A 17829-nucleotide genomic window follows, 5' to 3' on the forward strand; every position below is an offset into this window, starting at 1 on the left:
GCCGGATCATGGCGATTCGCACACAGGAAGAGTACGAGCGCGCGGTGCAGGAGTTCCAGGGCCTGCGCGATGCCCCCGCCGACAGCCCGGACGGGATGCGGCGGGCGGAACTGGATGCCGACATCAAGGCCTTCTACATGCAGAACGGCGACGAGATGCGGCGGGCCAAGCCGCCCCGGTGAGCCCGTCCTGCACAGCCTTGCCGTCCGTGCCGTTACCAGCACGGGCGCGGGGGCTCGATCGGTTCCGGCGCTGCGGAAGCGTCGATTCGGCCCGATGACCGTGCGGCCGGCGGGCAAGCGCGGCCCTTGCGCTGGGCTCGGGCGGCCTCTGCCCCCCGTCCACCTTCCCGACGCAGCCTTGCGCACCGACGCCGCACATGCCTTCGTCGACCTGGGGTCGCCGCGTGATATAGCTCCTGGAGATAAGATCACCTTCGACGACGGCGAGCCGTGGTTCGAGGGCCGGGACCAGGAGGTCGGGGTGCGCCGCAGCGACAACTGTTATTCCTGCCGATTCTGGCTGGGCGGTGGTGTGCGGGAACGGGGCCCCAAGGGGACCTGCCGCCGCTTCCCGCCGGTCGTGACCGACCGCGCCCCCGCGGGCACCTTTCCGACCACCCTGTCCACCGACTGGTGCGGGGAATGGCAGCGCCATGCACCGGCCGCGGCCGCGCTGGACGACAACACCCTCTACGATGAGCTGTGACGGGGAAGGGAATGCCGGTTCCGGCGGACGGGAGCGGCGATGGACCGCTGCCCGGAAATGGAAAACGGGCCGGATGTTTCCATCCGGCCCGTTTCCGAATTGGCTCCCAGGGAGGGACTCGAACCCCCGACCCGGTGGTTAACAGCCACCTGCTCTACCGGCTGAGCTACCTGGGATCAGTGCCGCCGTCCGGTGCGCCGTGGGGCGTCCCGTCGTGCGGTGGGCGGCTATATAGCAAAGGGTTTTTGACGATGCAAACCCCTAATCGAGGGTTTTTTTCGGAATCGTGAACGCGCCGGTTTTCCTGACCAGAGACACTTGCAGATCATGACGGAACAGCGACAGACCGGCGCCAGTGCCGGCGCGGAGGCGGGGCGCGACAATCCCTGGATCACGCTCGACAGCCGGACCCGCTACGAGAATCCCTGGGTCCGCGTCGTCCACAACCGGGTGCTGACGCCGGCCGGCAGTCCCGGCATCTACGGCGTGGTGCAGTTCCTGAACCGGGCGGTCGGGGTCGTTCCCGTGGATGCGGACGGCAGCACCTGGCTGGTCGGTCAGTTCCGCTATCCGCTGGGGCGCTACAGTTGGGAGATTCCCGAAGGCGGGGCGCCGGAGGGGCAGACGCCCGAGGCGGCGGCGCTGCGCGAACTGGCGGAGGAGACGGGACTCGTGGCCGGGCACCTGCTGGAAATCGGACGCGCCGACCTCTCCAACAGCGTCACCGACGAGGTCGGCTTCGCCTATGTCGCCTGGGGACTGCGGGCCGGCGAGCCGGCCCCGGAGGAAACCGAGCGCCTAGAGGTCCGGCGCCTGCCGCTGGGAGAGGCGCTGGCCATGGTGCTGGACGGACGGATCACGGATTCCCTCAGCCAGCTCGCGCTGATGCGGCTGCGCCTGCTGGCGGACACCGGAACCCTGCCGCCCGATCTGGCGGCGGCGGTCGCCAAGGGGCTGGCCTGACGGGTCGGCCTTAATAAGCAGAAGGGGATCGGGGAAGGAGGCGCCCACGCCCTGATCGCAAGCGGGCGGCCCTTCCTGGACCTGTCCCGTTACGGAGGATGGGGCTCTCTGGAGGCACGGCCGGGAATCGAACCCGGGTTCACGGATTTGCAGTCCGTTGCATCACCACTCTGCCACCGCGCCGGTGAGAGCCCGCCGGGACGTGCCCGGCCGAGGGGTGGACATATAGGATGGCGCGCCGCGCGCGGTCAAGCACCCGTGCTATATCCGTCCGCTAGAGCGTCACCGTGTGCCGCGCCAGATTGTGTTCGCCGGCCTGCGCGGATATATAGCCTGCTGAAAAGCGCGAGCGCACCCGCCTCCGTCCGCCCTCCCGAAGACCCTGATAGACCCCCGATGGCTGCCACGACGGACTACTCCGATGCCCGCGTCAACATGGTCGAAGGGCAGATCCGCCCCAACAAGGTGACGGATCTCCGGCTGGTCGACGCATTCCTGGACGTCCCGCGCGAACTCTTCGTGCCCCGCACGCTGCGCGGTATCGCCTATGTGGACGAGGATGTTCCGCTGGGCGACGGCCGTTATCTGATGGAGCCCATGGTGCTGGGGCGCCTGTTGCAGGCGGCCGGCATCGGCACCCAGGATGTCGTGCTCGATGTCGGCTGCGGCACCGGCTACTCGGCGGCCGTGATCGGCCGTCTGGCTGCGACGGTCGTCGCCGTGGAGAGCGACGCCACCCTGGCGGCCACCGCGGGCCGGGCCCTGCGGGAGGCCGGCGCCGACAATGTGCTGCTGATGCAGGGACCGCTGGAGCAGGGCTGGCCGGCGCAGCAGCCCTACGACGTCATCCTGATCGACGGGGCCGTGGCCGAGGTGCCGGAGGCGCTTCTCGACCAGCTTGCCGAGGGCGGGCGCCTTGTCACCGTGGTGGCGGCGTCGGAACGTCTGGGGCTGGCCCGTATCTACCAGAAGGTCGCCGGCATCGTCTCCAGCCGGCCGCTGTTCGACGCGACCGTGCATCCGCTTCCCGGCTTCCAGGCGAAGCCGGGATTCCAGTTCTGAAACCAGACAGTTCCGACACCAGGAGGTGGCCGATGGCCGGACCCGGATGCGCCGAGATCGAGGTTGAAACCCTCGACGCGATGCTGAAGGGGGGCCAGCCGGTCGCCATCCTGGATGTGCGTGAACCCTGGGAAGTGGACCTTTGCTCCATCGACGGGAGCATTACCATTCCGTTGGGGCAGCTTCCGCGGCATGCGGCCGGGCTGCCGACGGACAGGCCGCTGGTGGGTGTCTGCCATCACGGCTTCCGCAGTGCCCAGGCCATATCCTGGCTCCGCTTCCAAGGGTTCGACCGGGCCGTCAATCTCGCCGGAGGAATCGACGCTTGGGCCCGGCGGATCGACCCGACCATGAAGGTGTATTGAAGATGGACGCCAAGAGTCTGAGAAACCGTCTCCGCCGCGCCCTGAGCGGCACTCTGCCCGCCCTGGCGCTGGCCGCCGGCCTTGGCGCAACGCCTGCCGCGGCACAGTCGCTGCAAGAGGCCCTGGCGCAGGCCTACCAGTCGAACCCGACGCTCGACGCCGAACGGGCCGCCCTCCGCGCCACGGACGAGCAGGTCCCCTATGCCCGGTCCGGATTCCTGCCCAATGTGACCGCTACCGGTGAGGCTGGCCGCGTGCGCAACGAGCAGGGGCCGGACGTGGTGGCGATCTCGCCGCGATCGGTCGATGTGACGGTGACGCAGCCGCTCTACCGGGGCGGCCGCACTGTCGCCGCCGTCAACCGCGCCGAAAATCTGGTCCAGGCGCAGCGCGCCTCCCTGGTCGCCACCGAGCAGTCGGTGCTGCTGGACGCTGCGACGGCCTACCTGGACGTCGTGCGCGACCAGGCGGTCCTCGACCTGACCGTCAACAACGAGCAGGTGCTCCGCCGCCAGTTGGAGGCGGCGCAGGACCGCTTCCGCGTCGGCGAGATCACCCGGACGGACGTCAGCCAGTCCGAATCGCGTCTGGCGCGCTCCACCTCGGACCGCATCCAGGCCGAAGGGCTGCTGAACGCCAGCCGGGCCCAGTTCGCCCGCCTGATCGGCGCGCCGCCGGCCCGGCTGGTGCAGCCGACGGTAACGGTCGCTCTGCCGAAGACGCTCCAGGAGACGATCGCGCTCGGGGAGCAGAACAACCCCAACGTCATCGCCGCCCGCTTCAACCAGCAGGCGTCGGAAGACAACATCGATCTGGTCCGGGGCGAGCTGCTGCCCTCCGTCAGCGTCGCTGGCACGCTGTCGAAGAACTGGGACCAGTCCCAGCTCGTCGATGAAAGCGAGCAGGCCTCCATCGTCGCCCGCGTGACGGTGCCGATCTACGAAGGTGGCGCCACCACCGCCCGCGTGCGCGAGGCGAAGCAGGTCGCCAACCAGCGCCGCATCCAGATCGAGGAGACGTCCCGCGCGGCGCGCGAGACGGCGATCCGCGCCTGGGAAGCCCTGGTCACGGCCCGCGCCTCCATCCTGTCCCGCCAGGAACAGGTCCGGTCGGCCGACATCGCTCTCGAGGGTGTCCGCCAGGAGGCGACCGTCGGCTCCCGTACCGTGCTGGACGTCCTGGACGCCGAACAGGAACTCCTGAATGCGCGCGTCGAGCTGGTCCGCTCCCAGCGTGACGAGCTGGTCGCCGTGTTCCAGGTTCTGGCGGCCACCGGTCAGCTCACCGCGGGCCGTCTCGGCCTGCCGGTCGCCACCTACGACTTCCAGGCGCACTACGACAAGGTCCGTGGCAAGCTCTGGGGTACGTCCATCGACTGAGTAGCATGTCGTCCGGCGGTCCCTTGTCACGACGGGGACCGCCCGGACGGCGATAAGTCCGTGGAGTTTTCGAAAGTTCTGCCCTAGTCTGCCGCCTGCGGATCAGGCAGTCGGGTTCTCTGAGATGGCCGATAACAAGACCCAACAAGAACCGTCGATGGAGGAGATTCTCGCCTCGATCCGGCGGATCATTTCCGAGGACAGTGACGCGCCGCCTGCGGCCGCCGCCGCAGAACCCGAGCCTCCCCCGCCGCCGCCACCACCGGCGCCGCCTCCGGCTCCGCCACCGCCTCCTCCTCCGCCGCCGCTGCCGGAACCGCCTCCGCCGGTGATGCTGGACGAGCCGGCCGAGGATGACGTCCTCGAACTGACCCAGATGGTCCCGGAGGAGCCGCCGGCTCCGGCGCCGCTTCCGGACCCGTTCGAGATGGACGAACCGGAACCGCCCCCGCCCCCCCGTCGGCGTCCGCCGCCCGATGACGACACCCTGATGTCGGACCTGACGGCCGCCGCCGCCAGCCGGGCCTTCTCGGGTCTTGCCGGCTTCCGCCGTGGCCCCAGCCTGACGGGCGAAGGTCCCGTGGGGCGTGGCGACCTCACGCTTGAGCAGATCGTCTATGACATCGTCCGTCCGCTGATCCGCGAATGGATGGACGACAACCTGCCCCAGCTCGTCGAGCGGCTGGTGAAGCGGGAGATCGAGAAGGTCGTAAGGCGCGGCCTGGACTGACGCGCCACCCATTCGCATGAGCAGATCGCGGGGCGGCGCCTTGATGGTGCCGCCCCGTCTCGTTATCACCGCCATTCCCCTGACAGCCATTCCCCTGGAACACCAAAGGCCCGGCCATGCTGGAGAAGACTTTCACCCCCGCCGAGGTTGAAGCGAAGCACTACAGGCGTTGGGAAGACGCCGGCGCCTTCGCTGCCGACGTCGAGTCCAACCAGCGGCCCTACACCATCATGATGCCGCCGCCCAACGTGACGGGCAGCCTGCACATGGGCCATGCGCTGACCTTCACCCTTCAGGACGTGCTCATCCGCTTCCACCGGATGCGCGGCCAGGACGCTCTCTGGCAACCCGGCCAGGACCATGCCGGCATCGCCACCCAGATGGTGGTCGAGCGCAATCTGGCGAAGGAGGGCGTGAGCCGTCTCGACCTCGGCCGCGAGCGGTTCGTGGAGAAGGTCTGGGAGTGGAAGGCCGAGTCCGGTGGCACCATCACCCACCAGCTCCGCCACCTGGGAGCCAGCGCCGACTGGGCGCGCGAGCGTTTCACCCTGGACGAGGGGCTGAACCGCGCCGTCCGCAAGGTGTTCGTGGAGCTCTACCGGCAGGGGCTGATCTACCGCGACAAGCGGCTGGTCAACTGGGACCCGAAGCTGCACACGGCCATCTCCGACCTGGAGGTGGAGCAGAAGCCCGTCAAGGGGAACCTCTGGCACTTCCGCTATCCGATCGACGGGGAGGAGGGGCGCTTCATCACCGTCGCCACCACCCGGCCGGAAACGATGCTGGCGGACACGGCCGTGGCCGTGCATCCGGAGGATGAGCGCTACAAGGACCTGATCGGCCGGATGGTCCGGCTGCCGCTGGTCGGGCGGCTGATTCCCATCGTGGCGGACGAATACGCCGACCCGGAGACGGGCAGCGGTGCGGTGAAGATCACCCCGGCGCACGACTTCAACGACTTCGAGGTGGGCCGTCGGCACGGCCTGCCGCTGATCAACCTGCTGGACCGCGACGCGAAGCTGCTGCACCGCTTCGAAGGCTTCCGGCCGCGAGTGGGCGGCGGCATGGATCCCTTCTTCGAGGAGATGCCGGAAGCATACCGCGGCCTCGACCGCTTCGAGGCGCGCAAGCGCATCGTCGCCGATCTGGAGGCGCTGGGCCTGCTGGAGAAGATCGACCCGCACGCCCATACCGTGCCGCACGGCGACCGTTCGGACGTGGTGATCGAGCCCTGGCTGACCGACCAGTGGTACTGCGATGCCAAGACCCTGGCGAAGCCGGCCATCGAGGCGGTGGAGCAGGGCCGCACCGTGTTCGTCCCGCGCCAGTGGGAGAACACCTATTTCGAGTGGATGCGCAACATCCAGCCCTGGTGCATCTCGCGCCAGCTCTGGTGGGGCCACCAGATTCCGGCCTGGTACGGCCCGGAAGGCAGCATCTTCGTCGCCGAGACGGAGGAGGAGGCCCGGGCCCAGGCCGTGGCCCGGTTCGGGGACGGGGTGGAGATCACCCGCGACGCCGACGTGCTGGACACCTGGTTCAGCTCGGCGCTGTGGCCGTTCAGCACGCTCGGCTGGCCCGAGAAGGCGCCGGAACTGGACCGTTACTACCCCGGCGACGTGCTGGTGACGGGCTTCGACATCATCTTCTTCTGGGTCGCCCGGATGATGATGATGGGCCTGCACTTCATGGGCGATGTGCCCTTCCGCACCGTCTACATCCACGCCCTGGTGCGGGATGAGAAGGGGCAGAAGATGTCCAAGTCCAAGGGCAACATCATCGACCCGCTGACCGTGGTGGACAGGTACGGGGCCGATGCGCTGCGCTTCACCCTGGCCGCCATGGCGGCCCAGGGCCGCGACATCAAGCTGGCCGTCAGTCGGGTGGAGGGCTATCGCAACTTCGCCACCAAGCTCTGGAACGCCGCCCGCTACGCCCAGATGAACGAGGTGGCGCCGGCGCCGGGCTTCGATCCGGCCGCGGTCACGCTGACGGTGAACAAGTGGGTGATCGGGGCGGCGCAGCAGGCGGCCGCCCGGGTGACCGACGCGCTGGAAGGCTACAAGTTCAACGAGGCGGCCGGGGCCATCTACCAGTTCGCCTGGAACACCTTCTGCGACTGGTATCTGGAGTTCACCAAGCCGATCCTGAACGGCGAGGACGCGGCCGCGAAGGCCGAGACCCGCGCCACCACGGCCTGGGTGCTGGACCATATCCTGCACCTGCTGCACCCGATCATGCCCTTCCTGACGGAGGAGCTGAACGAGAAGCTGGGCGGCAAGGACGCGCTGCTGATCTCCGCCGCCTGGCCGGAGCCGCAGCCCGGTCTCGTGCATGCCGAGGCCGGGGCGGAGATGGAGTGGGTGGTCCGCCTGATCTCCACCATCCGCACGGTCCGGGCGGAGATGAACGTGCCGCCCTCGGCCCAGATCCCGCTGCTGCTGAAGGATGCCGGGACCCGGGCGCGCGAGCTGTCGGACCGGCACCGCGAGCTGATCCTGCGGCTGGCCCGCGTCTCCGGCATCGAGTTCGTCTCCGCCGATCTGCCGAAGGGCGCGGCGCAGGCGGTGATCGAGGATGCCACCCTGGTGCTGCCCCTGGCCGACTTCATCGACGTGGAGAAGGAGAAGGCCCGGCTGCTGAAGGAGATCGGCAAGCTGGAGCAGGAGATCGGGAAGATCGACGCCAAGCTGTCCAACCCCCAGTTCGTCGAGAAGGCGGCCGAGGAGGTCATCGAGGAGCAGCGCGAGCGCCGCGCCACCGCCGAGGAGGCGGCGACCAAGCTGCGCGAGGCCTTGCAGCGGCTGGGCTGACGGCCATCGTTGCGGGGACCGGAGCGCCTCCCGGTCCCCGCATGGCTCCCCCGCGTGCGGGACGAAGAGGCGCGGCATCCGGGGCTAGGCAGGGCGGTGACGGCTGGGTATTCTCAGCTTCGTTTCCGAACCGCGCCTTATGGCGCAACGATATTGCGCGAGGATGCCTGAAATGCCCACCGGCCCCGAGAAGACCTGGGACAAGTCCAAGCTGCCGAGCCGGCATGTGTCCGTCGGTCCCGAGCGTGCGCCGCACCGGTCCTACTACTATGCCATGGGCATGACGGAGCAGGAGATCGCCCGGCCCTTCGTCGGCGTGGCGACCTGCTGGAACGAGGCAGCCCCCTGCAACATCGCGCTGAACCGTCAGGCCCAGGCGGTGAAGACCGGGGTGAAGGCGGAGCAGGGCACCCCGCGCGAGTTCACCACCATCACCGTCACCGACGGCATCGCCATGGGCCACCAGGGCATGAAGGCGTCGCTGGTGAGCCGCGAGGTGATCGCCGATTCGGTCGAACTGACCATGCGCGGCCACTGCTACGACGCGATGGTCGGGCTGGCCGGCTGCGACAAGAGCCTGCCCGGCATGATGATGGCCATGGTCCGGCTGAACGTGCCCAGCGTCTTCATGTATGGCGGCTCCATCCTGCCGGGGAAGTTCCGCGGCAAGGATGTCACCGTGCAGGACGTGTTCGAGGCGGTGGGCGCCTACAGCGCCGGCCGGATGGACGAGAAGGACCTGCACGAGCTGGAATGCTGCGCCTGTCCGGGGTCGGGCGCCTGTGGCGGCCAGTACACGGCCAACACCATGGCCTGCGTTTCAGAAGCAATCGGGCTGGCCCTGCCGGGCTCGGCCGGCGCCCCGGCACCGTATGAGAGCCGCGACGCCTATGCCGAGGCATCCGGCCGGGCCGTGATGAAGCTGGTGGAGATGAATCTCCGCCCGCGCGACATCGTCACCCGCAAGGCGCTGGAGAACGCGGCTGTCGTCGTCGCGGCCAGCGGCGGCTCCACCAACGCCGCCCTGCACCTGCCGGCCATCGCGCACGAGGCCGGGATCGAGTTCGACCTGCACGACGTGGCCGCCGTGTTCCGGCGCACGCCCTACATCGCCGACCTGAAGCCGGGCGGCCGCTTCGTCGCCAAGGACCTGTTCGAGGTCGGCGGCGTGCCGGTGCTGATGAAGGCGCTGCTGGACGGTGGCTTCCTGCACGGCGACTGCATCACGGTGACCGGCCGGACCATCGCCGAGAATCTGGCCGACGTGGTCTTCCCCACGAACCAGGAGGTGATCCGGCCGACCAGCGCGCCGCTGTCGCCCACGGGCGGCGTGGTCGGCCTGCGCGGCAACCTGGCCCCGCAGGGCGCCATCGTGAAGGTCGCGGGCATGAAGAACCTGCGCTTCTCCGGTCCGGCCCGCTGCTTCGACCGCGAGGAGGACGCCTTCGCCGCCGTCGAGCGCCGCGAGTACAAGGAGGGCGAGGTCCTGGTCATCCGCTACGAGGGGCCGCGGGGCGGCCCCGGCATGCGGGAGATGCTGGCCACCACCGCCGCCCTCTACGGCCAGGGCATGGGCGACAAGGTGGCCCTGATCACCGACGGCCGCTTCTCCGGCGCCACCCGCGGCTTCTGCATCGGCCATGTCGGGCCGGAGGCGGCCGTGGGCGGGCCGATCGGCCTGCTGCGCGACGGCGACGTCATCACCATCGACGCCACCACGGGCGAGCTGTCGGTGGCACTCTCCGACGCGGAACTGGCGGAGCGGCGCAAGGCGTGGCAGCCGCGCCGGCACGACTTCCAGTCCGGCGCACTCTGGAAGTACGCCCAGACGGTGGGCGATGCGGAGAAGGGGGCCGTGACCCATCCGGGCGGCAAGGCGGAGACGCATTGCTTCGCCGACATCTGACCGGGACCGGCGGTCGGAACCGGGGGCGGCCGTGAGCTTCATCCTGTCCAAGCTGTTCTGGACCCTGGCCGCCCCGGGTAACGCGCTGCTGCTGATCCTGCTGGCCGGCATGGGGTTCATGCTGGCCGGCTGGCAGCGGACGGGCCTCTGGCTGGCGGGCGGCGCCACGGTGGCCTTGACCGCCGTGGCCGCCCTGCCGGTCGGCGCCTGGATGCTGTGGTCGCTCGAAAGCCGCTTCCCGAGTCCCGCTACGCTGCCTGAGCGGGTGGACGGCATCATCGTGCTGGGCGGGGCGGTCCGCCCGATCCTGACGGCGGACCGTGGCCAGCCGGCACTGAATGAACATGCCGAACGGTTGACCGAAATTCCCGCCCTGGCGCAGCGCTATCCCGAAGCACGTGTCGTCTTCACAGGGGGTTCCGGCCTTGTCTTCGAGCAGGATCTGAAGGAAGCCCCCGTCGCGCGGGCCGCCTGGGAGCGGATGGGCTTCGACACGGCCCGTGTCCTGTTCGAGCAGGAGAGCAGGAATACCTGGGAAAACGCGGTGTTGAGCCGCGATCTTGCACATCCGCTGGAGGGCGAGGTCTGGCTCCTGGTCACCTCGGCCCTGCATATGCCCAGGTCGGTCGGGATCTTCCGCAGAATCGGCTGGAACGTCGTTGCTTATCCTGTTGATTTCCAGGTGACAGACCGCTCTCTGCGTCGGATCGGTTTCGACCTGACGGACGGGTTGAGGAATCTCTCCTACGCGCTTCATGAATATATCGGTCTTGCCGTCTACCGTTGGTTGGACCGCACCGATGCCCTGCTGCCCGGTCCCGGCGGCTCTCCGGCCGACGGCGGCTGAGCCGGGCCCGCGTGACATCGTTAAGGGTGGTCGCGGCCACCGTCCTCGTGGGATTGAGGTAGCCGCCCCCCTGTGGCAGAACCGGCAGCGCGGCGAAGGCCGGACCTGACGATTCTCTGGGAGACGGAACAAGCATGCTGAGCTGGTTGCGCACGACAGCCCTGGCAGCCGCCCTGGCCGTGGCGCCGGTCATGCAGGCAGCCCCTGCCCAGGCTGCAACGGATTTCGCGGTCTGGCTGGAGGCGCTGAGACAGGAAGCCGGGGCACAGGGCATCTCCGAGGCCACGCTGCGCGAGGCGCTGACCGGGGTGCAACCGATCCCGCGGGTGCTGGAACTCGACCGACGCCAGCCGGAAGGCACCATCACCTTTGCCCGGTACATCGAGCGGGTGGTCACGCCCCAGCGGGTCCGGCGCGGCCAGGACCTGTACCGCCAGCACCGGGCGGTGCTGGAGCAGGTCGGGAGGAAGTACGGCGTGCAGCCGCGTTTCATCGTGGCGCTGTGGGGCATCGAGACCAGCTTCGGTTCCAACCAGGGCGGCTTCAAGGTCATCGACGCGCTGGCGACGCTGGCCTACGACGGACGACGCAGTGCCTATTTCCGCAAGGAGTTGATCAACGCCCTTCGTATCCTGGATGAGGATCACATCGGGGCTGACCGGATGCTGGGCTCCTGGGCGGGGGCCATGGGGCAGAGCCAGTTCATGCCGTCCAGCTTCCTGCGCTATGCGGTGGACTTCGACCGGGACGGTAAGCGCGACATCTGGGGCACGCTGCCGGACGTCTTCGCGTCGGCTGCCAACTACCTCTCCACCGTCGGATGGAACCCCGACCGGACCTGGGGGCGTGAGGTCCGGATTCCGAAGAATTTCAAAGAGTCCGACGCCGGCCTTCAGACCCGCAGGACACTCCGGGACTGGCAGACCCTGGGGGTCCGGCGGGTCGATGGAGGTCCGCTGCCGGTCGTCGCCCTGGAGGCGTCGCTGGTGCTGCCCGACGGCCCGAAGGGACGCGCCTTCCTCGTCTATGACAACTACCGGACCATCATGGACTGGAACCGTTCGACCTACTTCGCCACCGCGGTCGGCCTGCTCGCCGACCGTATTGGCGGGGCGGACTGACTTGATGTAGGGTCCGTCCCACAATCCATAGAGGCAGGTTGTGATGCTCCGGACAGATGTTGTGCGGTCGACCCTGGTGGGGATGCGGCTGCCGGCCCGGTCGATGATGGCGCTGGCGGGCATCCTGCTGCTGTCGGCCTGCGCGACCCGGGCACCGGCCCCGCCACCGGCCCAGAGCGGCCCCGCCGTCGTTCCGGGCGGCACCTACAAGGTGGGCGATCCCTACCAGATCGACGGCGTCTGGTATTATCCGGCGGTCGATTACACCTACAATCAGACCGGCATCGCCTCCTGGTACGGCCCCGGATTCCATACCCGGGCGACCGCCAACGGCGAGAACTACAACGAGAACGAACTGACCGCCGCGCACCAGACCCTGCCGATGCCCAGTCTGGTGCGTGTGACGAATCTGGAGAACGGCCGCTCCATCGTCGTCCGCATCAATGACCGTGGCCCCTTCGTTCCGGGCCGCATCATCGACATGTCCCGCCGCGGTGCGCAGCTCCTGGGCTTCGAGCAGCAGGGCACGGCGAAGGTCCGGGTGCAGATCCTGGCCGATGAGAGCCGCGCCATCGCGGCGGCGGCCCAGTCGGGCCGGGTCCAGGTCGCCAGCGATGGCGGCCCCGTGCCCAAGGCGTCGCCCCGTCCTTCGGTCCAGGTGGAAGGGGAAACCCTCCCGCCGCAGCGGCCGGCGGGCCGCCCGACGCCGGTGCCGACCGGCGTTCCCGGCCGCACGGCCGAGGATGGCCGCTTCCTGCCGGCACCGGTGGTCGAGCAGCGGCCGGTCTCCGGTCCGCAGCGCCTCTGGGTTCAGGCCGGTGCCTTCACCATCTATGACAACGCGAACCGGCTGCGGGCGAAGCTGTCCCGCATCGGGCCGACCTTGATCTCCTCCGCCATGGTCGGGAATACGGAGTTCTTCCGGGTCCGTGTCGGTCCGCTGCCGACCGTGGAGCGCGCCGATGCGGTGCTCGCTCAGGTCATCGCGGACGGCAGCAATGCGGCCCGTGTCATCGTGGAGTAGGGCAGGACGGCGCCATATTTCCGTCCTACCCTCCGATCTAGGGTGTTCCGCCGCATCGCGGCGGACCGTTTTCCGCTTTCCGGGCTGAAGAGATGGATTTCTCCCCTTCGACTCCCGCCGATCAGGCATCTTCCGGTCAGGCTCGCCATTTCCTCGGCATCGCGGTCGATGCCGCGCGCCGTCTGGCCGCCATCGCAGTCCTGACCCTGGTAGGCACGATCCTGCCGGCCCAGGCCGCGACCATCGACACGATCGCCCGGGAGGCGATCCTGATCGACACCAGCACCGGCACGGTCCTGTTCGAGAAGAACGCCGACGAGCGGACGCCGACCTCGTCGATGAGCAAGGTCATGACCATGTACATGGTCTTCGACCGCATCCGCTCCGGTCGCCTGTCCCTGGACGACACCCTTCCCGTCAGCCAGAACGCCTGGCGGATGCAGGGCTCCAAGATGTGGGTCGAGCTGGGCAACAGCATCCGGGTCGAAGATCTGATCCGCGGCGTCATCATCCAGTCGGGCAACGATGCCTGCATCGTGCTGGCCGAAGGGCTGTCCGGCAGCGAACCCGCCTTCGCCGCCGACATGACCCGGAAAGCCCATGAGATGGGCATGACGGCCAGCAACTTCATGAACGCCTCGGGTTGGCCCGACCCGGACCATTATTCGACGGCGCGCGATCTTGCGACCCTGGCGCAGCGCCTGATCAAGGACTTCCCCGAATTCCTGCACTACTACTCGGAAAAGGAATTCACCTATCACGGCATCAAGCAGGGAAACCGCAACCCGCTGCTCTACCGCAACATGGGGGTGGACGGGCTGAAGACCGGCCATACGGAAAGCGCCGGCTACGGCCTGATCGCCACGGGCGAGCGCGACGGTCGCCGCCTGGTGCTGGTGGTCAACGGTCTGCCCAACATGCAGGCCCGCGCCGACGAGTCCGCCCGTCTGCTGGAATGGGGCTGGCGGGAGTTCACCAGCGTCGCCCTGTTCAAGGCCGATGAGACGATCGATACCCTGCCTGTCTGGCTGGGCGCCGCGGAGACGGTGCCGGCCATCCTGGACCAGGAACTGAAGATCACCCTGACCCGTGCGCAGCAGCGCAATCTGAAGGTCACGCTGCTCAGCGATGGTCCGGTCGCGGCTCCGGTGGCAAAGGGCACGCGCATCGGTACCCTGCGCATCGAGGCGCCCGATTTCACGACCCGGGAGGTCCCCGTGCTTGCCGGTGCGGATGTCGAGCGCATGGGCTTCTTCGGCCGGCTGCTGATGGCTGCCCGGCAGGTCGTCGGCGGCGGCCCCTGAGGCTGACGTGATGGCAGGCCGCAGCCCCGGCGCTCTCTCCGATACGGCCCGAGGAGACCTGCCGTGAGCCGCCCGGAGGATGGCGGGGACGATCCCTTCGCTCCCCGCCGCAATCCCCATCTGGTGGGGCATGATCAGGCGGAACGGCTCCTGCTGGAGAGCTGGGCCTCCGGCCGGATGCATCATGCCTGGCTGATCGGCGGCCCGCCCGGGATCGGCAAGGCCACGCTGGCCTTCCGCATGGCCCGCTTCGTGCTGAAGCAGGGAATGACGGGCGGGGGCGACGCCGGCCTGTTCGGCGCACCGCCGCCGCCGGTGAGCCTCGCCGTGGACACGGAGCATCCGGTCGCCCGCCGCATCGCCGCCGGCGGACATGCCGACCTGCTGACGGTGCAGCGGACCTGGGACGAGAAGCGCAAGCGGTTCAAGCGCGACCTGCCGGTGGACGAGGTCCGCCGCATCGCCCCCTTCCTGCGCCTGACCTCGGCGGAAGGGGGCTGGCGCGTCGTCGTCGTGGACGGGGCCGACCAGATGAACCTGAGCGGCCAGAACGCGCTGCTGAAAATCCTGGAGGAGCCGCCGGCCCGGTCGCTGATCCTGATGGCGGCGGACAATGTCGGCAGCCTGCTGCCGACCATCCGCTCGCGCTCGCGCAAGCTGATGCTGGAGCCGTTGCCGGAGGCGACGGTCGTCAGCCTGCTGGGCCGCTATGCGCCGGAGCTGGACCGGGAGGCGCAGATCGCACTCGCCCGTCTGGCCGAGGGCAGCATCGGCCGCGCGCTCGACCTGCACCACGCGGGCGGCCTGGATCTCTACCGCCAGATGCTGGGCCTGCTGGAGACGCTGCCGCGGCTGGACGTGCTGGCCGCCTATGGCTTCATCGACAAGGTGCTGCGCGGCAACGACGATGCCGCCTGGAGCGCGGTGACGGATCTGCTGGTCTGGTGGCTGGGGCGGCTGGCCCGCACGACGGCGCGCGGCCAGCTCCCGGGCGAGGTGGTGGCGGGCGAGGGGCCGCTGATCGCCCGTCTGGTGGAGCCGGCCCGCCGGGACGGCGGCCTTGATCGCTGGGTGGAGGTGTGGGAGAACACGACCCGCCTGTTCGCCCGGGCGGATTCCGCCAACCTGGACCGCCGGCAGGTCCTGCTCAACGCCCTGCTGTCGATCGAGGCGGCCGCGGCCTGAGCCGCCCGCCGCGCAGGGGATCGGCCGCCGGCCCGGGCTCCCGTTCCGTCCGCCGGAGAAAAGCCATGACCGGGCGCTCGCCCTACTATCTCACGACGCCGATCTACTACGTGAACGACGCGCCCCACATCGGGCACGCCTACACGACGGTGGCGTGCGATGTGATGGCCCGCTTCAAGCGGCTGGACGGGTTCGACGTCAAGTTCCTGACCGGCACGGACGAGCACGGCCAGAAGGTGCAGAAGTCGGCCGAACTGGCCGGCATCACGCCGAAGCAGATGGCCGACCGCAATTCGGAGAACTTCCGCGAGCTGGCCCGGCTGCTGAACGTCAGCAACGACGACTTCATCCGCACCACCGAGCCGCGCCATGTCACGGCGGTCCAGGCCCTCTGGCAGCGCCTCCAGGAGAGTGGCGACGTCTACCTGGGCAGCTATTCCGGCTGGTACTCGGTCCGCGACGAGGCCTATTTCGGCGAGGACGAGTTGGTCGAGCGCGACGGCAAGCGCTTCGCCCCGACCGGCGCTCCGGTCGAATGGGTGGAGGAGCCGAGCTACTTCTTCCGCCTGTCGGCCTGGCAGGAGCGGCTGCTGGAGCTTTACGAGTCCCGGCCCGACTTCATCCTGCCCGCCGGCAAGCGCAGTGAGGTGGTGAGCTTCGTGCGCGGCGGCCTGCGCGACCTCTCGATCAGCCGGACGACCTTCGACTGGGGCATCCCGGTTCCGGGGGACGAGAAGCATGTGATGTATGTCTGGCTGGACGCCCTGACCAACTACATCACGGCGATCGGCTATCCGGAGACGGGCGAGGGCACGCCCTATGGCCGCTACTGGCCGGCCGACCTGCACATGGTCGGAAAGGACATCCTGCGCTTCCATGCCGTCTACTGGCCGGCCTTCCTGATGGCCGCCGGGCTGGAACCGCCGCGCCGCGTCTTCGCCCATGGCTGGTGGACGGTGGAAGGCGAGAAGATGTCCAAGTCCCTTGGCAACGTCGTGAAGCCGGAGGAGCTGATCGGCACCTACGGCCTGGACCAGACCCGCTATTTCCTGATGCGCGAGATCCCGTTCGGCAACGACGGCGACTTCTCCCGCCGGGCCATGGTGCAGCGGATCAACGGCGAGCTGGCCAACGACTACGGCAATCTGGTCCAGCGCGTGCTGTCCATGGTGCAGCGCTACTGCGACGGCCGCCTGCCGGAGCCCGCGGCGTTCGGGGAGGCGGACAACCGCCTGCTGGACGCCGCCAGGGCCCTGCTGCCCGCCGTCCGGGCCGAGCTGGACCAGCAGGCCTTCCACAAGGCGCTGGACGTTCTCTGGCAGGTGGTGGGCGATGCCAACCGCTATGTCGACGAACAGGCGCCCTGGTCGCTGCGTAAGACGGATACGGTGCGGCTTGGCACCGTGCTCTACACGCTGGCGGAGACGATCCGGCGGGTCGCGCTGCTGACGCAGCCCTTCATGCCCGAAATCTCAGCCCGCATCCTGGACCAGCTCGTCGTCCCGGCCGAGGCCCGCAGCTTCGCCGACTTCGATACGGTGCTTGCGGCCGGCGTCCAGCTTCCGCCGCCGCAGCCGGCGTTCCCCCGCTATGTGGAGCCGGACGCGGCCGGGAAGGGGGCGGTCTGATGCTGGTGGACAGTCACTGCCATCTGGACTTTCCCGACTTCCAGGAGGAGCGGTACCAGGTGGTGCAGCGGGCGCGGGAGGCGGGCGTCGGGCTGATGCTGACGATCTCTACCCATGTCAGCCGGTTCGAGCAGGTCTGGGCCGTGGCCCAGGCCTACCCGCATGTCTACTGCACCCTGGGCATCCATCCGCACCACGCCCTGGACGAGGCCGCCCATAGCGAGGTGGCCGATCTGGTCGCGCTGGCCGCCCGGCCCAAGGTCGTCGGCATCGGCGAGACGGGGCTGGACTACTACTACGACCAGAGCCCGCGCGACGTGCAGCAGGAGAGTTTCCGCCGGCACATCCGCGTCTGCCTGGAGACGGGCCTGCCACTGATCGTCCACACCCGGGATGCCGAAGAGGACACGATCCGCATTCTGCGGGAAGAGGGGGCGGGGAAGGGGCTGAAGGGCCTGCTGCACTGCTTCAGCTCGTCCCGCCGGCTGGCGGAAGAGGCGCTGGACTTCGGCTTCCACATCTCCTTCAGCGGCATCGTCACCTTCAAGAAGTCGGAAGATCTCCGCGAGGTCGCGCGGATGGTGCCGCTGGACCGGATGCTCGTGGAGACCGACGCGCCGTACCTGGCGCCGGTGCCGCTGCGCGGCAAGCGCAACGAACCGGCCTTCACCGTCCATACCGCCCGCCTGCTGGCGGAGGTGAAGGGCGTCTCCTACGACACGTTGGCGACCGCCACGACGGCCAACTTCCTGCGCCTGTTCGACCGCGTGCCGGCCGACGCCCTGGCAGGGTGA

General features: G+C 68.9%; 16 protein-coding genes and 2 tRNA genes. 16 read left to right on the forward strand and 2 right to left on the reverse strand.

Translation table 11 applies throughout. The features are described from left to right. Window positions 1-8: 8 nt before the first annotated feature. Entirely contained in the window at window positions 9-182 is a 174-nt protein-coding gene (locus ACFQPS_RS02435) for a hypothetical protein (protein ID WP_377356145.1), read from the forward strand. Between the two features lie 178 nt (window positions 183-360). Next, window positions 361-708, forward strand: a complete 348-nt coding sequence (locus tag ACFQPS_RS02440; protein WP_377356147.1) for a hypothetical protein — start codon at window positions 361-363, stop codon at window positions 706-708. A 100-nt stretch (window positions 709-808) separates the two neighbouring features. On the opposite strand, the gene ACFQPS_RS02445 is transcribed toward ACFQPS_RS02440, so the two are convergent. Next, window positions 809-884: transfer RNA gene (locus tag ACFQPS_RS02445), tRNA-Asn, on the reverse strand. A gap of 151 nt (window positions 885-1035) precedes the next feature. Here ACFQPS_RS02445 and ACFQPS_RS02450 point away from each other — a divergent pair. Then, on the forward strand, window positions 1036-1671 hold the full coding sequence (locus ACFQPS_RS02450; protein WP_377356148.1) for an NUDIX domain-containing protein: 636 nt from the start codon (window positions 1036-1038) through the stop codon (window positions 1669-1671). Between the two features lie 109 nt (window positions 1672-1780). Here ACFQPS_RS02450 and ACFQPS_RS02455 read toward each other — a convergent pair. Continuing rightward, a tRNA-Cys gene (locus tag ACFQPS_RS02455) sits at window positions 1781-1854 on the reverse strand. A gap of 213 nt (window positions 1855-2067) precedes the next feature. On the opposite strand from ACFQPS_RS02455, the gene ACFQPS_RS02460 reads away from it, so the two are divergent. From ACFQPS_RS02460 to ACFQPS_RS02520, 13 genes are all read left to right on the forward strand, one after another. Next, on the forward strand, window positions 2068-2733 hold the full coding sequence (locus ACFQPS_RS02460) for a protein-L-isoaspartate O-methyltransferase family protein (protein WP_377356149.1): 666 nt from the start codon (window positions 2068-2070) through the stop codon (window positions 2731-2733). A 32-nt stretch (window positions 2734-2765) separates the two neighbouring features. Beyond that, window positions 2766-3098: a rhodanese-like domain-containing protein gene (locus ACFQPS_RS02465; RefSeq protein ID WP_377356151.1), complete on the forward strand. Its 333-nt coding sequence runs from the start codon at window positions 2766-2768 to the stop codon at window positions 3096-3098. A gap of 2 nt (window positions 3099-3100) precedes the next feature. After that, entirely contained in the window at window positions 3101-4477 is a 1377-nt protein-coding gene (locus ACFQPS_RS02470) for a TolC family outer membrane protein (protein WP_377356152.1), read from the forward strand. 157 nt (window positions 4478-4634) lie between these two features. After that, a complete protein-coding gene (locus ACFQPS_RS02475; RefSeq protein ID WP_465269610.1) occupies window positions 4635-5207 on the forward strand; it encodes a DUF2497 domain-containing protein in 573 nt (190 codons plus the stop codon). Between the two features lie 116 nt (window positions 5208-5323). Beyond that, window positions 5324-8020, forward strand: a complete 2697-nt coding sequence (locus ACFQPS_RS02480) for a valine--tRNA ligase (RefSeq protein WP_377356154.1) — start codon at window positions 5324-5326, stop codon at window positions 8018-8020. Window positions 8021-8192: 172 nt separating this feature from the next. Then, window positions 8193-9926: a dihydroxy-acid dehydratase gene (gene ilvD / locus ACFQPS_RS02485; RefSeq protein WP_377356155.1), complete on the forward strand. Its 1734-nt coding sequence runs from the start codon at window positions 8193-8195 to the stop codon at window positions 9924-9926. Between the two features lie 31 nt (window positions 9927-9957). Then, window positions 9958-10773: a YdcF family protein gene (locus ACFQPS_RS02490; RefSeq protein ID WP_377356156.1), complete on the forward strand. Its 816-nt coding sequence runs from the start codon at window positions 9958-9960 to the stop codon at window positions 10771-10773. 134 nt (window positions 10774-10907) lie between these two features. Continuing rightward, on the forward strand, window positions 10908-11894 hold the full coding sequence (locus tag ACFQPS_RS02495) for a lytic murein transglycosylase (RefSeq protein ID WP_377356158.1): 987 nt from the start codon (window positions 10908-10910) through the stop codon (window positions 11892-11894). Window positions 11895-11955: 61 nt separating this feature from the next. Continuing rightward, window positions 11956-12918: a septal ring lytic transglycosylase RlpA family protein gene (locus ACFQPS_RS02500; protein WP_377356160.1), complete on the forward strand. Its 963-nt coding sequence runs from the start codon at window positions 11956-11958 to the stop codon at window positions 12916-12918. Window positions 12919-13010: 92 nt separating this feature from the next. Continuing rightward, a complete protein-coding gene (locus ACFQPS_RS02505) occupies window positions 13011-14222 on the forward strand; it encodes a D-alanyl-D-alanine carboxypeptidase family protein (RefSeq protein WP_377356162.1) in 1212 nt (403 codons plus the stop codon). Window positions 14223-14285: 63 nt separating this feature from the next. Continuing rightward, complete coding sequence (locus ACFQPS_RS02510; RefSeq protein WP_377356164.1) at window positions 14286-15407, forward strand: DNA polymerase III subunit delta'; 1122 nt, start codon at window positions 14286-14288, stop codon at window positions 15405-15407. 65 nt (window positions 15408-15472) lie between these two features. Continuing rightward, window positions 15473-17035: a methionine--tRNA ligase gene (metG, locus tag ACFQPS_RS02515; RefSeq protein ID WP_377356165.1), complete on the forward strand. Its 1563-nt coding sequence runs from the start codon at window positions 15473-15475 to the stop codon at window positions 17033-17035. Next, complete coding sequence (locus ACFQPS_RS02520; protein ID WP_377356167.1) at window positions 17035-17829, forward strand: TatD family hydrolase; 795 nt, start codon at window positions 17035-17037, stop codon at window positions 17827-17829. Before metG ends, ACFQPS_RS02520 begins: the two co-directional genes overlap by 1 nt.

This window comes from Rhodocista pekingensis (assembly GCF_042665545.1).
Lineage (GTDB): Bacteria > Pseudomonadota > Alphaproteobacteria > Azospirillales > Azospirillaceae > Rhodocista > Rhodocista pekingensis.